At 56.9% G+C, this 13,068-nt stretch carries 12 protein-coding genes; 4 read left to right on the top strand and 8 right to left on the bottom strand.

Annotation, left to right across the window (positions count from 1 at the left end; all coding sequences use genetic code 11):
• The 7 genes from AC1RWL_RS32065 to AC1RWL_RS32035 all read right to left on the bottom strand — a co-directional run.
• Window positions 1–146, bottom strand: a 146-nt coding sequence (locus AC1RWL_RS32065) for an ABC transporter permease subunit (RefSeq protein ID WP_493097535.1), incomplete at its 3' end; no start/stop codon positions are given.
• Between the two features lie 164 nt (window positions 147–310).
• Window positions 311–688 (bottom strand): RidA family protein, encoded by a 378-nt coding sequence (locus tag AC1RWL_RS32060; RefSeq protein ID WP_493097531.1) that lies wholly within the window; start codon window positions 686–688, stop codon window positions 311–313.
• A gap of 58 nt (window positions 689–746) precedes the next feature.
• Window positions 747–2,411, bottom strand: a complete 1,665-nt coding sequence (locus AC1RWL_RS32055) for a thiamine pyrophosphate-dependent enzyme (RefSeq protein WP_493097533.1) — start codon at window positions 2,409–2,411, stop codon at window positions 747–749.
• A 57-nt stretch (window positions 2,412–2,468) separates the two neighbouring features.
• Window positions 2,469–3,644 carry an aromatic amino acid transaminase gene (locus AC1RWL_RS32050; protein ID WP_493097529.1) on the bottom strand — a complete coding sequence of 392 codons (1,176 nt, stop codon included), beginning with the start codon at window positions 3,642–3,644 and terminating at the stop codon, window positions 2,469–2,471.
• A gap of 75 nt (window positions 3,645–3,719) precedes the next feature.
• On the bottom strand, window positions 3,720–5,213 hold the full coding sequence (locus AC1RWL_RS32045) for an aldehyde dehydrogenase family protein (protein ID WP_493097527.1): 1,494 nt from the start codon (window positions 5,211–5,213) through the stop codon (window positions 3,720–3,722).
• A 53-nt stretch (window positions 5,214–5,266) separates the two neighbouring features.
• Window positions 5,267–5,761 (bottom strand): flavin reductase family protein, encoded by a 495-nt coding sequence (locus tag AC1RWL_RS32040; RefSeq protein WP_493158613.1) that lies wholly within the window; start codon window positions 5,759–5,761, stop codon window positions 5,267–5,269.
• Window positions 5,762–5,826: 65 nt separating this feature from the next.
• A complete protein-coding gene (locus AC1RWL_RS32035) occupies window positions 5,827–7,329 on the bottom strand; it encodes a 4-hydroxyphenylacetate 3-hydroxylase family protein (RefSeq protein WP_493097523.1) in 1,503 nt (500 codons plus the stop codon).
• Between the two features lie 255 nt (window positions 7,330–7,584).
• Between AC1RWL_RS32035 and AC1RWL_RS32030 the strand changes: the two genes are divergently transcribed.
• From AC1RWL_RS32030 to tcuB, 4 genes are all read left to right on the top strand, one after another.
• On the top strand, window positions 7,585–8,022 hold the full coding sequence (locus AC1RWL_RS32030; protein WP_493097521.1) for an Lrp/AsnC family transcriptional regulator: 438 nt from the start codon (window positions 7,585–7,587) through the stop codon (window positions 8,020–8,022).
• Window positions 8,023–8,385: 363 nt separating this feature from the next.
• Complete coding sequence (locus tag AC1RWL_RS32025) at window positions 8,386–8,697, top strand: antibiotic biosynthesis monooxygenase family protein (protein WP_493097520.1); 312 nt, start codon at window positions 8,386–8,388, stop codon at window positions 8,695–8,697.
• A 73-nt stretch (window positions 8,698–8,770) separates the two neighbouring features.
• A complete protein-coding gene (gene tcuA, locus AC1RWL_RS32020) occupies window positions 8,771–10,177 on the top strand; it encodes an FAD-dependent tricarballylate dehydrogenase TcuA (protein WP_493097518.1) in 1,407 nt (468 codons plus the stop codon).
• A 62-nt stretch (window positions 10,178–10,239) separates the two neighbouring features.
• Window positions 10,240–11,310: a tricarballylate utilization 4Fe-4S protein TcuB gene (gene tcuB / locus AC1RWL_RS32015; protein WP_493097516.1), complete on the top strand. Its 1,071-nt coding sequence runs from the start codon at window positions 10,240–10,242 to the stop codon at window positions 11,308–11,310.
• 285 nt (window positions 11,311–11,595) lie between these two features.
• On the opposite strand, the gene AC1RWL_RS32010 is transcribed toward tcuB, so the two are convergent.
• Window positions 11,596–13,038: an NAD-dependent succinate-semialdehyde dehydrogenase gene (locus AC1RWL_RS32010; RefSeq protein WP_493097514.1), complete on the bottom strand. Its 1,443-nt coding sequence runs from the start codon at window positions 13,036–13,038 to the stop codon at window positions 11,596–11,598.
• Between the last annotated feature and the right edge of the window lie 30 nt (window positions 13,039–13,068).

The raw sequence follows: 13,068 nt of genomic DNA, 5'->3' as shown, positions 1-13,068 counted from the left end.
GCGAACCCGCCCAGCATGAAGATATCGCCATGGGCGAAATTGATCATGCCGATGATGCCGTAAACCATGGTGTAGCCAATGGCTATCAATCCATAGATAGATCCAAGCGTCAGCCCATTGACGAGCTGCTGGACGAAGTACTCCAAGACACCCTCCCCGCAACAAGCGCTACAGAGCCAGGCTCATCCAGAGCGCAACTCGATAGCATGCACCCGCTTAATTCCGGCTGGCCTCAAGGACCTAGCCGATATTGAAAAACACTGAAGTATCCGGAAGATAATGCCGGCGCCGCGCGATGCCGGCAAACGAACTATGATGGCGCCGCGGCGTTGGCCTGCACTTCACACACCATTCTCGCGTCTACGAAGCCGGTCACAAAGATTTTGGTCGAGGCCGGCTTGTGGCCCTGCAACCACTTGGTGCGAACGCGATCAAAGACCGGTCCGTCCTCCCTGTTGATCAGGTAAATGGTCAAATCGACCAGATCGCTGATCTGCATGCCGGCTGCGGTCAGTACCGACTGTATGTGTTGCCAGACAAGTTCCGCCTGCGCTTCGATGCCGGTGGGCACATCTCCATCTTTGTCCCTTCCAACCTGTCCAGAGATCGCAAGCCATCGACAGGTTTCCCTTACCTCCACGCCCGGGCTAAATGTCGGCGACGTTGATGTTCCAACTGAGCGATGCATACGAATCCTCCTTTTTATCGGACCTGGCTAAAGCGCCGGCCTGCCACTGATTTCAGGCTTATGTTTCCCGCGGCTTTGGATTGATGAATTCCCAAGGGGAAACCTCACTGAGCGTCTCGATTTCCACTTCGATCAAGACAGGCCTGTTCGCCTTCACTGCGGCCGCGAGGTAAGGACGGAGCTGTTCCGGCGAGCGAACACGATAGGCTTCTATCCCGAAGGATTTCGCCAACGCCATGAAATCGGGATTAATGAGTTTCGAACCGATTGTTCGACCCTCGAAACCCACCTTTTGGTCGCGCAGCACATTTCCATATGCGTTGTTATTGAAGAGCAGCGTGACGAGGGGGATATTTTCCTGAACCGCGGTCGCCAGTTCCTGCACTGCAAACATGAAGCCGCCGTCCCCGGTGACCGAAATCACGGGCACATCGGGATGGGCGACCTTCACTCCGAGGGCCGTTGGGAAACCGGCGCCAAGCGTGCCCTGAAACCCTTCTGATATGTAAGTCCTCGGCTCAAGGACCTTGTATCCAAAATAGGACGTGAACCCGACCTGCGTGAGCTCGGTGACAAAGATGCCGTCGCGCGGCAAGACATCGCGAATAACATCAAGATAGGCCATTTGCGGCTGTACTTTTTTGATTTCAGCATTCGCCCCTGCCCTGGCTGCCTGCAGTCTCGCTTCGAGCTCTTGCTTATTGCTTGCGTTTTGGTTCCGAAGATTACGGACCGCAGCCAGAAGCGCACGGGCCCCCAAATCTGCATCTGCCACGATACCCGCATGCGGCACCAGGCGTTTCATTTCTTCAGGATCGATATCGATGCGGACGAGATGAGGCGGTGCTTCAGGTCGCTCCACCAGGTTCATGATACCCGACCAACGCATGTAGGGCGCTTCAATTCGGCTGCCTATCCCTATCAGGACATCCGTCTCGGGCCAGAGCCGGTACGCCTCATAGGAGGATATCCCGAGCGGGTGGTCTTCGGGCACGACACCGCGGCCGCCGCGCAGCGCAGATACCGGCGCGTTGAGTTCTTCAGCAAGCTCGCGAACGGCGGCGCTGGCATGCTGCGCGCCACTCCCTGTCATGATCATCGGGCGTTTCGCCTTTGCCACGATGATCGCCGCGGCTTCAATTTCGGACCGACAGGGCGCATTTGGGGCTGGAATAGTTGCTCCAGGGAGACGCTTAACATCCGCGGAAGCCAAGATCGTATCCCAGGCCATCTCGACGGCCACCGGACCAGGTTTTCCGGACAACATCTGGCGAAAAGCCTCATTGATAATCTGAGGCGCATCCTCGATACGCTCTATTCGCTCAGACCACTTTGTCAGCTTTCTCAGGGTGCCGAGCTGATCCGGTATTTCGTGCAGATGACCCCGCCCCTTGTCTATGAAGGCTGAAGGCACCTGGCCGGTGACACACAATACGGGCGTGTTACATCCTAGCGCCGTTACCAGTGCCGCACCTGCATTCAAGATGCCCGGCCCCGGCACCACGGAGAAGACACCGGGTTTGCCGGTCGAGCGCGCATATCCGAAGGCCATGTAACCACAGGTTTGCTCGTGCCTGGCCCCAATCGTCTTGATGCTATCGCGCCGCTGTTGAAGGGCGTCGAAGAGCGCGTACATCTGGGCACCTGGAATGCCAAAGACAGTGTCCACTCCATTGGCAAGCAAGCCTTCGACAATCGCCATGCCGCCCGTCATTTTACTCACGCCGCTCATGTTGCTCACATGAATCTCCTTTGAAATATGTTGGTGCGGACTTTGCCGTCAGCGTGGGTTGAAGTAGCCGGACGACCGCAGCGCCTCTGCGAAAACCGGTGTGTCCTGGAGGCGAAGCCCCGCAACATTGATCCGACCGGAGGAGGCCATATAAACCCCATGTTCGCGCCTCAGAATTTCGACCGTCTCGCGTCCAAGAGACAGATTTGAGAACAACCCCTTCTGCTTTCCAATCGGCGCCAGCTTTTCATGTTCGCGCGCGACCGCTTCGCGAACTGCGCTGATCCGGCTGCGCATCTCGTCCAGTTCAGCAAGCCAGTCTTTCGTCAACTGGTCCGACTCAAGCACTATCCTGACGGCCGCTGCTCCATGGTCCGGTGGCATCGACCAATTGGCACGCGCCGCCGCGGCCATATTGCTTGCGATAGCGTTCAATGATCCGGTTCCTTTGCTCACTACAAACAGCGCGCCGGTCCGCTCTCGATAGAGGGCGAAATTCTTGTCACAGGAATATGCGACGAGCGCTTCGTCGACGGCCGACAGGAGGCGTCGCATGGCTGCCGCGTCCTCGTCCAAGTCACCTCCAAGCCCCTGGTAGGCGACATCCACGAGGGGAACGAGCCGCTGGCGCTTTATGACATCGATGAGAGCATCCCACCCGGCGAGCGGCAGATCCGCGCCCGTCGGGTTATGTGCAGAACCGTGCAACAGCACGACATCCCCGGGCGAGGCTTTTGACAATGCGTCGAGCATCTCCTCCGTCCGGATTATCTGCCTGTCCAGATCGAAATACGGATACTCCTTGATCGTCCCCCCGACAGCGCTCGCGATAGAACGATGGTTCGGCCAGGTGGGGTTGCTGATCCAGATGTGCTTCGAGCCTGCACGCACTGCAATCTCAAGACCGATGCGCAAAGCCCCGCTTCCCCCAGGGGTCTGCATGCCCAAAACTCGTGAAAGATAGTCGGCTTCACCAAATACAATCGGCTGCAGAAGTTCTACAAAGCGGCGGTCACCTTCAGGCCCAAGGTATGTCTTCGACGGCTGCTGCTGGTACAGTTCCAACTCGGCGGCTTTGATGGCGCGCATCACAGGCGTTCGACCGGCTTCGTCCCGGTAGACGCCAACACCGAGATCCAGCTTCGTGGTGCGCTGATCGTCCTTGAACAGCTTGATAAGCGCGAGCACTTCGTCTGCCGGCTGTTCCACTAGATTCTCGAACATACAATGGTCCTCATTTAACGAACGTTCGTATAAAAAGGCGCCAGCGCGACCTTGCCTCCGCACCGGCGCAAGCGCTTATAGAAGGGCGGTCACGACCTTCTCGTGGGTCAGATCGTGCAGTGCATTTTGACCATTCTCGCGGCCATATCCGCTGCCCTTGATTCCGCCCCAAGGCAACCGCGGATCGACAAGTGCCCATCCGTTGATCCAGACCGCACCGGTGCGCATTCGACGCGCCACGAGATTTGCAGTGGACAGATTGGTCGTGAAAACACCGGCATTGAGGCCAAACTCTGTATCGTTTGCTATGGCGACTGCTTCGTCCAAAGTATCAAAGGGCATGATCGTTGCGACTGGGCCGAAAATTTCCTCCCGCGCAATCAGTTGGCCATTGTCACCTAGGAAAATTGCCGGCTCCACGAAGAAGCCAGGCCTGTCGAAACGCTTGCCACCGGCAAGCAGTCGAGCGCCTTCGCGTTTTCCAGCCTCGACGTAACCCATGACCCGCTCTACGCTTCGAGACGTTGTCAACGGCCCCATCGTCGTGGTCTTTTCAAAGGGATCGCCCACGACCTGCGCTTTTGCCGCAGATGAAAGTGCATCGGCGACTTTATCTGCAATGCGCCTTTGGACGAGAATACGTGTTCCCGCCGCGCAGATCTGACCCTGGTTTGCAAAGACACCCAAGGCAAGGATCGGCAAAGCCTGCTCCAGGTTGGCGTCATCAAGAACAATCTGGGGTGCTTTTCCGCCGAGTTCGAGCGTCAATGGCTTGAGCGTGTCGGCCGCTTCTTTCGCGATGATGCGGCCAACCCGTCCTCCTCCGGTATAGCTGATCTTCGCAACCAGCTCATGGCGAACCAACGCACTGCCGGCAATCGGCCCCAACCCTGAGATCACGTTAAATACGCCTGGAGGAAAGCCCGCCTCGTCGAACAAATGGGCGACATGAAGGGTCGAAAGTGGTGCTTCCTCGGCGGACTTTAGAACCACCGTATTTCCAGCCGCCAATGCGGGAGCAGCCTTCCAGCCGATATACATCGTCGGGCAATTGTAAGCCGATATCGCGCCAATGACGCCGAGAGGTTCACGGATGGTATATGAGAATGTCGGCCTGCCGAACGCGTCGGGTGCTGGGATTGTGCGACCTTCAAGCTTGTCCGCCCAGCCCGCGAAGTATCGAAATGTCGCGACGGTGTTTGGCACGTCTACGCCCAGCGCCATCGCATAAAGCTTGCCGTTGTCCATCGTTTCGAGGCGGGCAAGATATTCGGCATCCCGCTCGATGAGATCTGCCAACCGATAGAGCAACCGAGCGCGTTCCACGCCATCCATCCGGGACCATTCCCCGGTCTCGAACTGCCGATGTGCAGCCTGGACGGCCCGATCCACATCGTCCGCGGTCCCTGATTGCAGATGAGTGATCGTCTCGCCGGTCGACGGGTTCACAACATCGAATGTTCCCCCCTGCACCGCCTCTTGAAATTGACCGTCGATATAGAGCCGTGTTTCCAGAACCCGATCTGACATATTGTAAGCCCCCAACTGGATTATTTTCTTGTTCTCCATGACGCCGCGTTTCCACCGCGCGGCTGTCGCCTGGAATTTTGAGGCGGCGATGCCTAGTCCATGATGCTCGCCAAGCTTCTGTAGCCTCCCCGGAAGAAGACCAGTGGCTGGCTGGGTTGAGGAGATCGGCTAAGCGAGATGACCTGGCCCACGATGATGATGTGATCGCCACCTTCGTATTGGGCAAAAGTCTTGCACTCGAAGACTGTCAGGGCGTCAGAGATAACGCGCACCCCGCATGCCCCGACCGCGTGCGCAACGCCATCCCATTTGTCGTTGGCGGCACGGCCGAATTTAGAAGAAAGATTGTACTGTCCTTCGTGAAGCACGTTGATAGCGAAGCTTCCGACGCTCAGCCATTTGGACAGCCCCTTTGCGTTCTTGCCGATGCTGAACAAAACCAGCGGAGGGTCGAGCGAGACCGAATTGAAAGAGCTGACGGTGATACCAAGTTCTTCACCATCGTCTGTCATTGTGGTGACGATTGCGACACCCGTCGGAAAGTCCCCCAGGGCATTCCGAAACGCTCTTGAATCGAAGTCTGTCATGGTCTCACACTGGGCCGACCTTGAGGTGATGCTCAATCGTGCCTCCTCTTCTTGGCTCCGGAAAACTAGGCCTTCACACGGTTCACGACGAGTTCCTGGTAGCCGCCGATACTATCGAGCGCCGCTTGCGTATGGTCGTCGACCGTAGACCAGGGGAAGAACTTCCAAAGTCGCGCACGATTGCCATGCTGCGGACCGTTGTAGAACATCTCGTATTGGAGATGTCGGCTGGCAAACTCGGTGCCCACCAGATCCCAGATCATTCGCATCAGCTTGTAAGACTCGATCGCCTCGGGGGCGGGAACCTGCATGAAGCGGGAGTAAATATCCGCGGTATCCGGATTGTCATATACCGAGACATCCGCCGGTTGCTGAAGAGCATGACTTGCCAGCAGCTCACGCACAATCGTGATGAAGTTCGGAAACATGCCTTGCGACCAGGCCATGGTCGCATACAGCATATGGCGACTTTGAGCGATGTAGCCCCCGTCCCATGTCTCGAACTTGACGTTTTCGGCCTCGATCAGTCCTTCCAGAATTGAGACATCGACAGCCAGGCGTGCAACGATGTCCTGCACGGCAGGATGGGCAAGCATGCTGTTATGTTCCTGGACGCGCTTGATGAGGCCAAGGATCAGGCGCATCTTGGACAGCAATCTTATATGTGCCTGTGCGTTGCCAAGGGCGTGTGCCGGAGTGGCGTTGATAATCGCCCCCGCCCGGTCGACGCGGCCGTAGGTAAAAACGCGCTCCCACGGCACAAAGACGTTGTCGAGATATGCGATCGTGTCCGTCTCGTCGAAACGAGACGACAAGGGGTCATCAAGCATGCTCGATGCGAGCGCGGCGTAGGGCCGGCGAGAAATTAGCTTGAGGCCGCGTGTCTTCACCGGAAGAGCGAATGTCACGGCGAGCTTTTCGTGCCCGGGAGGCAGCGGCTGCCATGTCCCGAACATGATCTCGTCCGCCACCGCACCGGCGGTAACGAGAACTTTGAAGCCCGAGACAATCAGCCCATCCTCGCGTTCCTCGATCACCTGGAGGCCGTTCGCAAATTGTCCAATTGGGCTTCCGTCGTTCGCAACCTTGGCTATCGCAGCCTTGGTGGCTGAAGGCAGCACGATGGCGTAGGTCACATAGAGATCGCGCTCACGGGCAAACTCATAATATTTCCGAATGTTCGTCGCATAGCGCTCCCCGGGATCGCTTACGACTTCGGGATTACAGGCCATGCCGGTGATCCAGCCAGCCACATGATCGGGCGACCGACCGAACAGGCCCCATGTCTTGTCGGCCCAAGCACGGTGCACGCGATTTCGCGATTCCAGGTCGGCCGGGGTTTGTGGCTTCAGCCAGATGTTGTTGTAGCGCTTGCCGCTCTCAGGATCCACGAATGTAAATCTATCCTGGTTGGCCGGGTCGGACGTCAGATCATAGAGGCTTGCCACGGTCTTCGCCGCGCCGGAAAAGGCGGGATGCTCGCGAACATCGCGCACCACTTCACCTCCGATATAGATCTCGGACTCCCTGCCATTCAAGCTATCCAGGTAGTCGCTTCCAGTTCTCATTTGAACCGCCTCCATTGACGCAAATTATTGACACTCAGCATCCGATGATGCGAAATAACGAACGTTCGTTCAAAAGCTGCTACTGCGACTTTTGTCAAGCACTGGGGTCAAACGCTGTAGCCCAAGCTTGCTGCATGTGCGAAATTTCATTCGGTAGTTTCAGTATCTGCCTGATGTTATTCCGACTTCAAGCGCCTTTTGGTTCGAATCTGAAGAAACGAATGAGATTAGGCGTTGAAGGATTGAGGGGCCGAGATGGACGATACAGACCGAAAAATATTAGCCGTGCTCTTGGCCAATGCTGCGTGCAGCTACAGCGAGCTGGGCAATATCGTCCACCTCTCCGCGCCCGCGGTCCATGAGCGCGTCAAGAAAATGAGAAGAGATGGAATTATCAAGAGGACCACGGTTATTCTTGATCCGGTCAAGATCGGAAGGCCGCTTTTGGCCTTCATTCGGGCTCGTGCGCACAAACTCAGCACGGTTGCCGAACTCCGAACGCTGATCGGCCTGCCGGAGATAGAGGAAATTCATGAATTGACGGGTGAGGCTGGAGCTATTGTGAAAGTACGGGCGCGTGATGCCGAGGAGCTACGGAGCGTGCTGGCGCGAATTCAGGCGATCGATGGCTGCGACGGCACGATCACTGACATGGTGCTTTCCACAATAATCGAACGAGGAACTTCGGTTTAAGCCGCGGCCAGGTTGGTTCGCAATCCGGGGCTCCGGTTCCTGCCCGTCGGCAAATTGGCCGGGCCGCGCTGGTTTCTTTGACCTCCGGCAGAATTCGGAACTTCAGCCATCGCAGCCTCCCCTCTCGATTTTTAAACTCGCCCGGCGTCCGCCTCCAACATGACTGCACACTGGTGAGAGGTCTGTGATGGCGTTGACAGCGACGACGCGTTGTGTGTCTATATACAAACGTTCGTTCATATCCATCATAACGCAGCATCTTCGCTCTGCCTGTTGGGCTGGAGCAAGGCTGACTCAAAACACGCGAAACGGAACGGACGTGCGGACCCTGCCGAAATATCAAAGAAAGGCGAGAAGCAGAAAATGTATATCGAACATGCAACAATCACCATCAAACCCGGAATGGAAGCCGCTTTTGAAGCAGGTGCTACAGAGGCGGTCAGCGTTTTCCGCAATTCAAGGGGATGCAGTGGCATGGAGATCAGGAGATCTGTCGAGAGCCCCAACAAATATCATCTCTTTGTTCGATGGAATACTATGGACGATCACCTCGTTCACTTCAAAAATGCGGAAGACGGGCTTTCTGCCTGGCGTAAACTCGTTAGCCATTGTTACGACGGAACGCCAACGCTGGAACATACCCAGACCGTGGTGGCGGGCTTCACGACCGGTTGAGTCCATTGACTGAAGCACCACGAAGCGCCCGAGCCGAGTTCCGGTTTGGGCGAGTACAATGCCGGGATTCAAAATGGACTATGACGTCATTGTGGTCGGGGGCGGAAACGCCGCCCTTTGTGCTGCCATAAGCGCTCGGCGCGCTGGTGCCCGAGTGCTCGTCCTGGAGGGGGCTCCCTACTTTTACCGTGGAGGAAACACGCGCCATACACGCAACATGCGTTGTGCTCATGACTTCGCGACGGCCACTCTTTCTGGGCCTTACTCCGAGGCCGAATATCTTGAAGACCTGCTCCGCGTAACAGCCGGTAATACAGATGTGGAACTCGCGGAACTGATGATCCGCGAATCCAAAGACATGCTCGGCTGGATTGCTGATCAGGGGGTGCGTTTCCAGCCCTCCCTTGGTGGAACCCTCAGCCTTGGACGAACGAATTCCTTCTTCCTCGGCGGGGGGCGGGCCATGCTGAACGCTCTTTACCGTACGGCCGAAACACTCGGTGTCGACGTGTTCTATGACGCGGAGGTCACGGGAATTGAGATTGTGCATGGAGAGTTCAAATCCCTCCAGGCGCATTTGAATGGTTCGGCATGTCGCTTTGAGGCCCGTACGCTGATCACCGCATCCGGAGGGTTTGAAGCGAACACAGACTGGCTGAAGGAGGGCTGGGGCGAGGCTGCGGATAATTTTCTTATCCGGGGCACACCGTACAATCGAGGGACCGTGCTCAAGATGCTGCTTGATGGCGGAGTAAAGTCCGTTGGCGATCCAACCCAATGTCACGCAGTCGCAATTGATGCCCGCGCGCCCAAATTCGACGGCGGCATCATTACGCGGCTTGACTGCGTCGTATTTGGCATTGTCGTGAACAAGCTTTCGGAACGCTTCTACGATGAAGGGGAAGACGTTTGGCCGAAGCGATACGCGATCTGGGGGCGACTGGTTGCTGCGCAACCTGACCAGATTGCGTATATTATTTTCGACAGCAGCTCGCTTGAGCTGTTCATGCCATCCCTGTTTCCACCCGTGCAATCAGACACAATTCGTGGTCTGGCTTTGGAACTCGGACTGGCTCCGCAAGCGCTGGAGCACACGGTCTCTGCGTTCAATGCAGCGGTCCGCCCCGGCAATTTCGATCACACGAACCTGGATGACTGCCGTACGGAAGGCTTGGAGCCTCCCAAGAGCCACTGGGCCAGGAAGCTGGAAAGTGGACCATATTATGCCTACCCGGTCCGGCCGGGAATTACCTTCACCTACCTGGGTGTGAAAGTCGATCGCGACGCCAGGATACTCATGGCGGACGGCACCCCTTCGCCAAACATGTTCGCCGCAGGCGAAATAATGGCCGGCAACGTGCTGGGCCGCGGTTATGCCGCCGGCATCGGCATGACAATTGGGAGTGTCTTCGGCCGTATTGCCGGCCGGAACGCCGCGCTGGCTTCGGAAAGGAGTAAACCGCTTTGGAAAATCATATAAATACAAGCAGTGCGACGATTGTCGATCGCTCCTCCGCAACCCTTGTCGAAGCAGATCGACTCATGACGATCTGCAATTCTTGTCGATACTGCGAGGGGCTTTGCGCGGTATTCCCTGCAATGGAAATGCGGCGCAGCTTCACGAACGGCGATTTGAACTACCTGGCAAACCTCTGTCACAACTGTGGCGCCTGCATGCCCGACTGCCAATTCTCGCCCCCGCACGAATTCAACGTAAACGTTCCGCAAACGCTGGCGATCCTGCGCAACGAATCCTACGCACGCTACGTCTGGCCGAGCGCTTTCGCGGAGTTCTTCGAGGACAATGGCCTCTGGATCAGCATATGCACGACATTGATCGTATCGATATTCTTGATCGCGTTCCTGGCCGCGCATGATCCCAATGTCTTCTTTGGCGTCCACACAGGACCGGGCGCCTTTTATAAACTGATGCCGCACAACACGATGGCCCTGCTTTTCGGTGGCGCTCTGCTCTATGCAATCGTCGCGATTTCCATGGGCGTTCGAAATTTCTGGAAGGATATCGGCGAGCCATTCGGAACGCTGGGTCGGCCGGCCTCCCTTTGGCAGGCGATGAAGGACGCATCCACATTGCGTTACCTTGATGGTGGCGGCGTGGGATGCATGAATGACGACGACAATCCCACGGATCGGCGGCGCATCTATCATCACCTCACATTCTACGGGTTCATCCTCTGCTTTGCGTCGACTTCAACGGCAACGCTCTATCACTACGCCCTTGGCATGGAGGCCCCCTACCCCGCTTACGACCTCCCCGTCGTTCTCGGAACGATTGGTGGTCTCGGGCTGGTGATTGGTCCTTGTGGGCTTCTTGCCCATAAGTGGCGGCGCAATCCGCTTCTGACGGACGAATCACGAACAGGTATGGACGTCGCTTTTATCCTGATGCTGCTGTTGACGAGCTTGACCGGTCTGCTCCTGCTTGTCCTGCGCAGCACCCCTGCCATGGGCATCATTTTGTCAGTTCATCTCGGCGTCGTTTTGAGCCTTTTTCTGACGATGCCATATAGCAAGTTCGTTCACGGAATATATCGCTTCCTTGCCCTTGTCCGGTACGCGAAGGAAAAGAGGTTATTGGAGAATGGCCACTAGCACGCCTGCTTTGATCGAGGCGCGCAAGGATATCACACTCGGTAGGACGTTAAGGGGACGGGCTCGGAAGTTGGGCCCAATCGACATCGCGAGCGAAATGCGCTTTGTTCAATATGACGAGCTTGAGCTCGAGCCGGCAAGGCGCGGTTTCACGAAAAATACTGTTGAGTAAAACGACGCGTCTGTCACGCCAAGGTGCCGCGAAGCGGTAAATAACGCGCGAAACACCTTCATTCCGGTTAGGTGCCGACTTCCAAATCAGTCGGCACCGCTTGCGTGCCGCGCTTATTCAACCGGCTCAAGAATTCGGTGGGAGATCAACTTCGCGACTGTGTAGCATTGAAGGCCTTCCGTGCCACCTTCGCGGCCGAAACCACTCTCCTTGACGCCGCCAAAGGGCGTGTCGGCGAAAGACGCGGTCACATGGTTTATGGCGAGATTCCCGCACTGCACTTCTTCAGCAAGTCTGCGTATTGTTGAAGCCCTGTCAGAGAATGCGTAAGCAGCAAGTCCGAACGGCAGTGAATTGGCTTTGGCAATTGCTTCGTCCAAGTTTGCGACAGGCGCAATCAGCGCGAGAGGACCAAACGGTTCTTCCCGCATTGCCAAGGCGTCGTCCGGCACGTCTGCGAAGGCCGTCAGCGGGAAGTAATTTCCATTATCCTTCAGCTGCGCGCCACCGCAAAGCAGTCTTGCCCCGTGGGAGCGGCAGTCTTCAACCATGTCCGAAATGGCGCATACCCGCCGCTCATTTGCCAAGGGGCCCATATCGATGTCTTCAAGCAGTCCATTCCCGAGCCGAAGCTTGGAGGCAAGCGTAGCAAACTCTTCCACGAATCTTGCGTAGATGGGCTCTTCAACGAAGAAACGTGTCGGTGAAACACAAACTTGGCCAGAGTTTCGTGATTTTCCGGCGATTGAGATCTTTGCAGCCTGCACGGGATCGGCATCGGCGCAAACGATCACCGGCGCATGTCCGCCGAGCTCCATGACCGCTGGCTTGGCACCGTCGGCAGCAAGTTTCCCAACCTGCCGACCGACCGACGTGGAGCCCGTCAGGCTAACCATCCGTACGACTGGGCTACTCACCAGATGCGTCGAAATCTCCGCCGGGTGTCCAAAGACGAGATTGAGGACGCCATCGGGAAGGCCGGCATCCTGGAATGCCTGTGCGAGCAGGACGGCGCTCGCGGGTGTTTCCTCAGAAGCCTTCAAGATAATCGAGCAGCCTGCAGCAAGTGCTCCTGCGACCTTGCGCGCGGGTGCATTCAATGGAAAGTTCCAAGGGGAAAATGCTGCTACCACACCGATCGGTTGGCGCAGAACCGTGTGCTGCATGTCCGGCCCTGCCGGGATAACCCGGCCATAGAGGCGCCTCGCCTCGCCGGCATCCCAATCGATAATGCTCGCCGCTCGCAAGGTTTCAAGCCTGGCTTCCCTCAGCGTCTTGCCTTGCTCGAGGGTCATGATTGTCGCAATCAGATCGACACGGTCGCGCAGCAACTGGGCAGCTCGCTGCAAGATGGCCTCTCTCACCGATGGCGCCGTTCTGCTCCATATCTTGAAGCCCCGTTCGGCCGCATCGAGCGCATCATCGAGATCATTCCGGCGCGCGACTGGAACTGAACCGATCCTGTTGTTGTGAGCCGGATTCAAGACCGGCAGGCTGTCAACCGGCCGAACCCACTTGCCCCCAATCAACAACGACAGCTCGGGATAATCGAACATTTCGGCAAACCTTGATATGAAAAAGGGAAC

This window comes from Shinella sp. GW821-FHT10F02 (assembly GCF_058809275.1).
The sequence above is the reverse complement of the archived record's forward strand: the minus strand, read 5'-3'. Positions and strand labels throughout refer to the sequence as shown.

Coding starts and splice junctions, on each gene's coding strand:
- AC1RWL_RS32060 (WP_493097531.1), bottom strand. CDS start 688: ATGCATCGCTCAGTTGGAACATCAACGTCGCCGACATTTAGCCCGGGC.
- AC1RWL_RS32050 (WP_493097529.1), bottom strand. CDS start 3,644: ATGTTCGAGAATCTAGTGGAACAGCCGGCAGACGAAGTGCTCGCGCTT.
- AC1RWL_RS32045 (WP_493097527.1), bottom strand. CDS start 5,213: ATGGAGAACAAGAAAATAATCCAGTTGGGGGCTTACAATATGTCAGAT.
- AC1RWL_RS32040 (WP_493158613.1), bottom strand. CDS start 5,761: ATGACAGACTTCGATTCAAGAGCGTTTCGGAATGCCCTGGGGGACTTT.
- AC1RWL_RS32035 (WP_493097523.1), bottom strand. CDS start 7,329: ATGAGAACTGGAAGCGACTACCTGGATAGCTTGAATGGCAGGGAGTCC.
- AC1RWL_RS32030 (WP_493097521.1), top strand. CDS start 7,585: ATGGACGATACAGACCGAAAAATATTAGCCGTGCTCTTGGCCAATGCT.
- AC1RWL_RS32025 (WP_493097520.1), top strand. CDS start 8,386: ATGTATATCGAACATGCAACAATCACCATCAAACCCGGAATGGAAGCC.
- tcuA (WP_493097518.1), top strand. CDS start 8,771: ATGGACTATGACGTCATTGTGGTCGGGGGCGGAAACGCCGCCCTTTGT.
- tcuB (WP_493097516.1), top strand. CDS start 10,240: ATGACGATCTGCAATTCTTGTCGATACTGCGAGGGGCTTTGCGCGGTA.
- AC1RWL_RS32010 (WP_493097514.1), bottom strand. CDS start 13,038: ATGTTCGATTATCCCGAGCTGTCGTTGTTGATTGGGGGCAAGTGGGTT.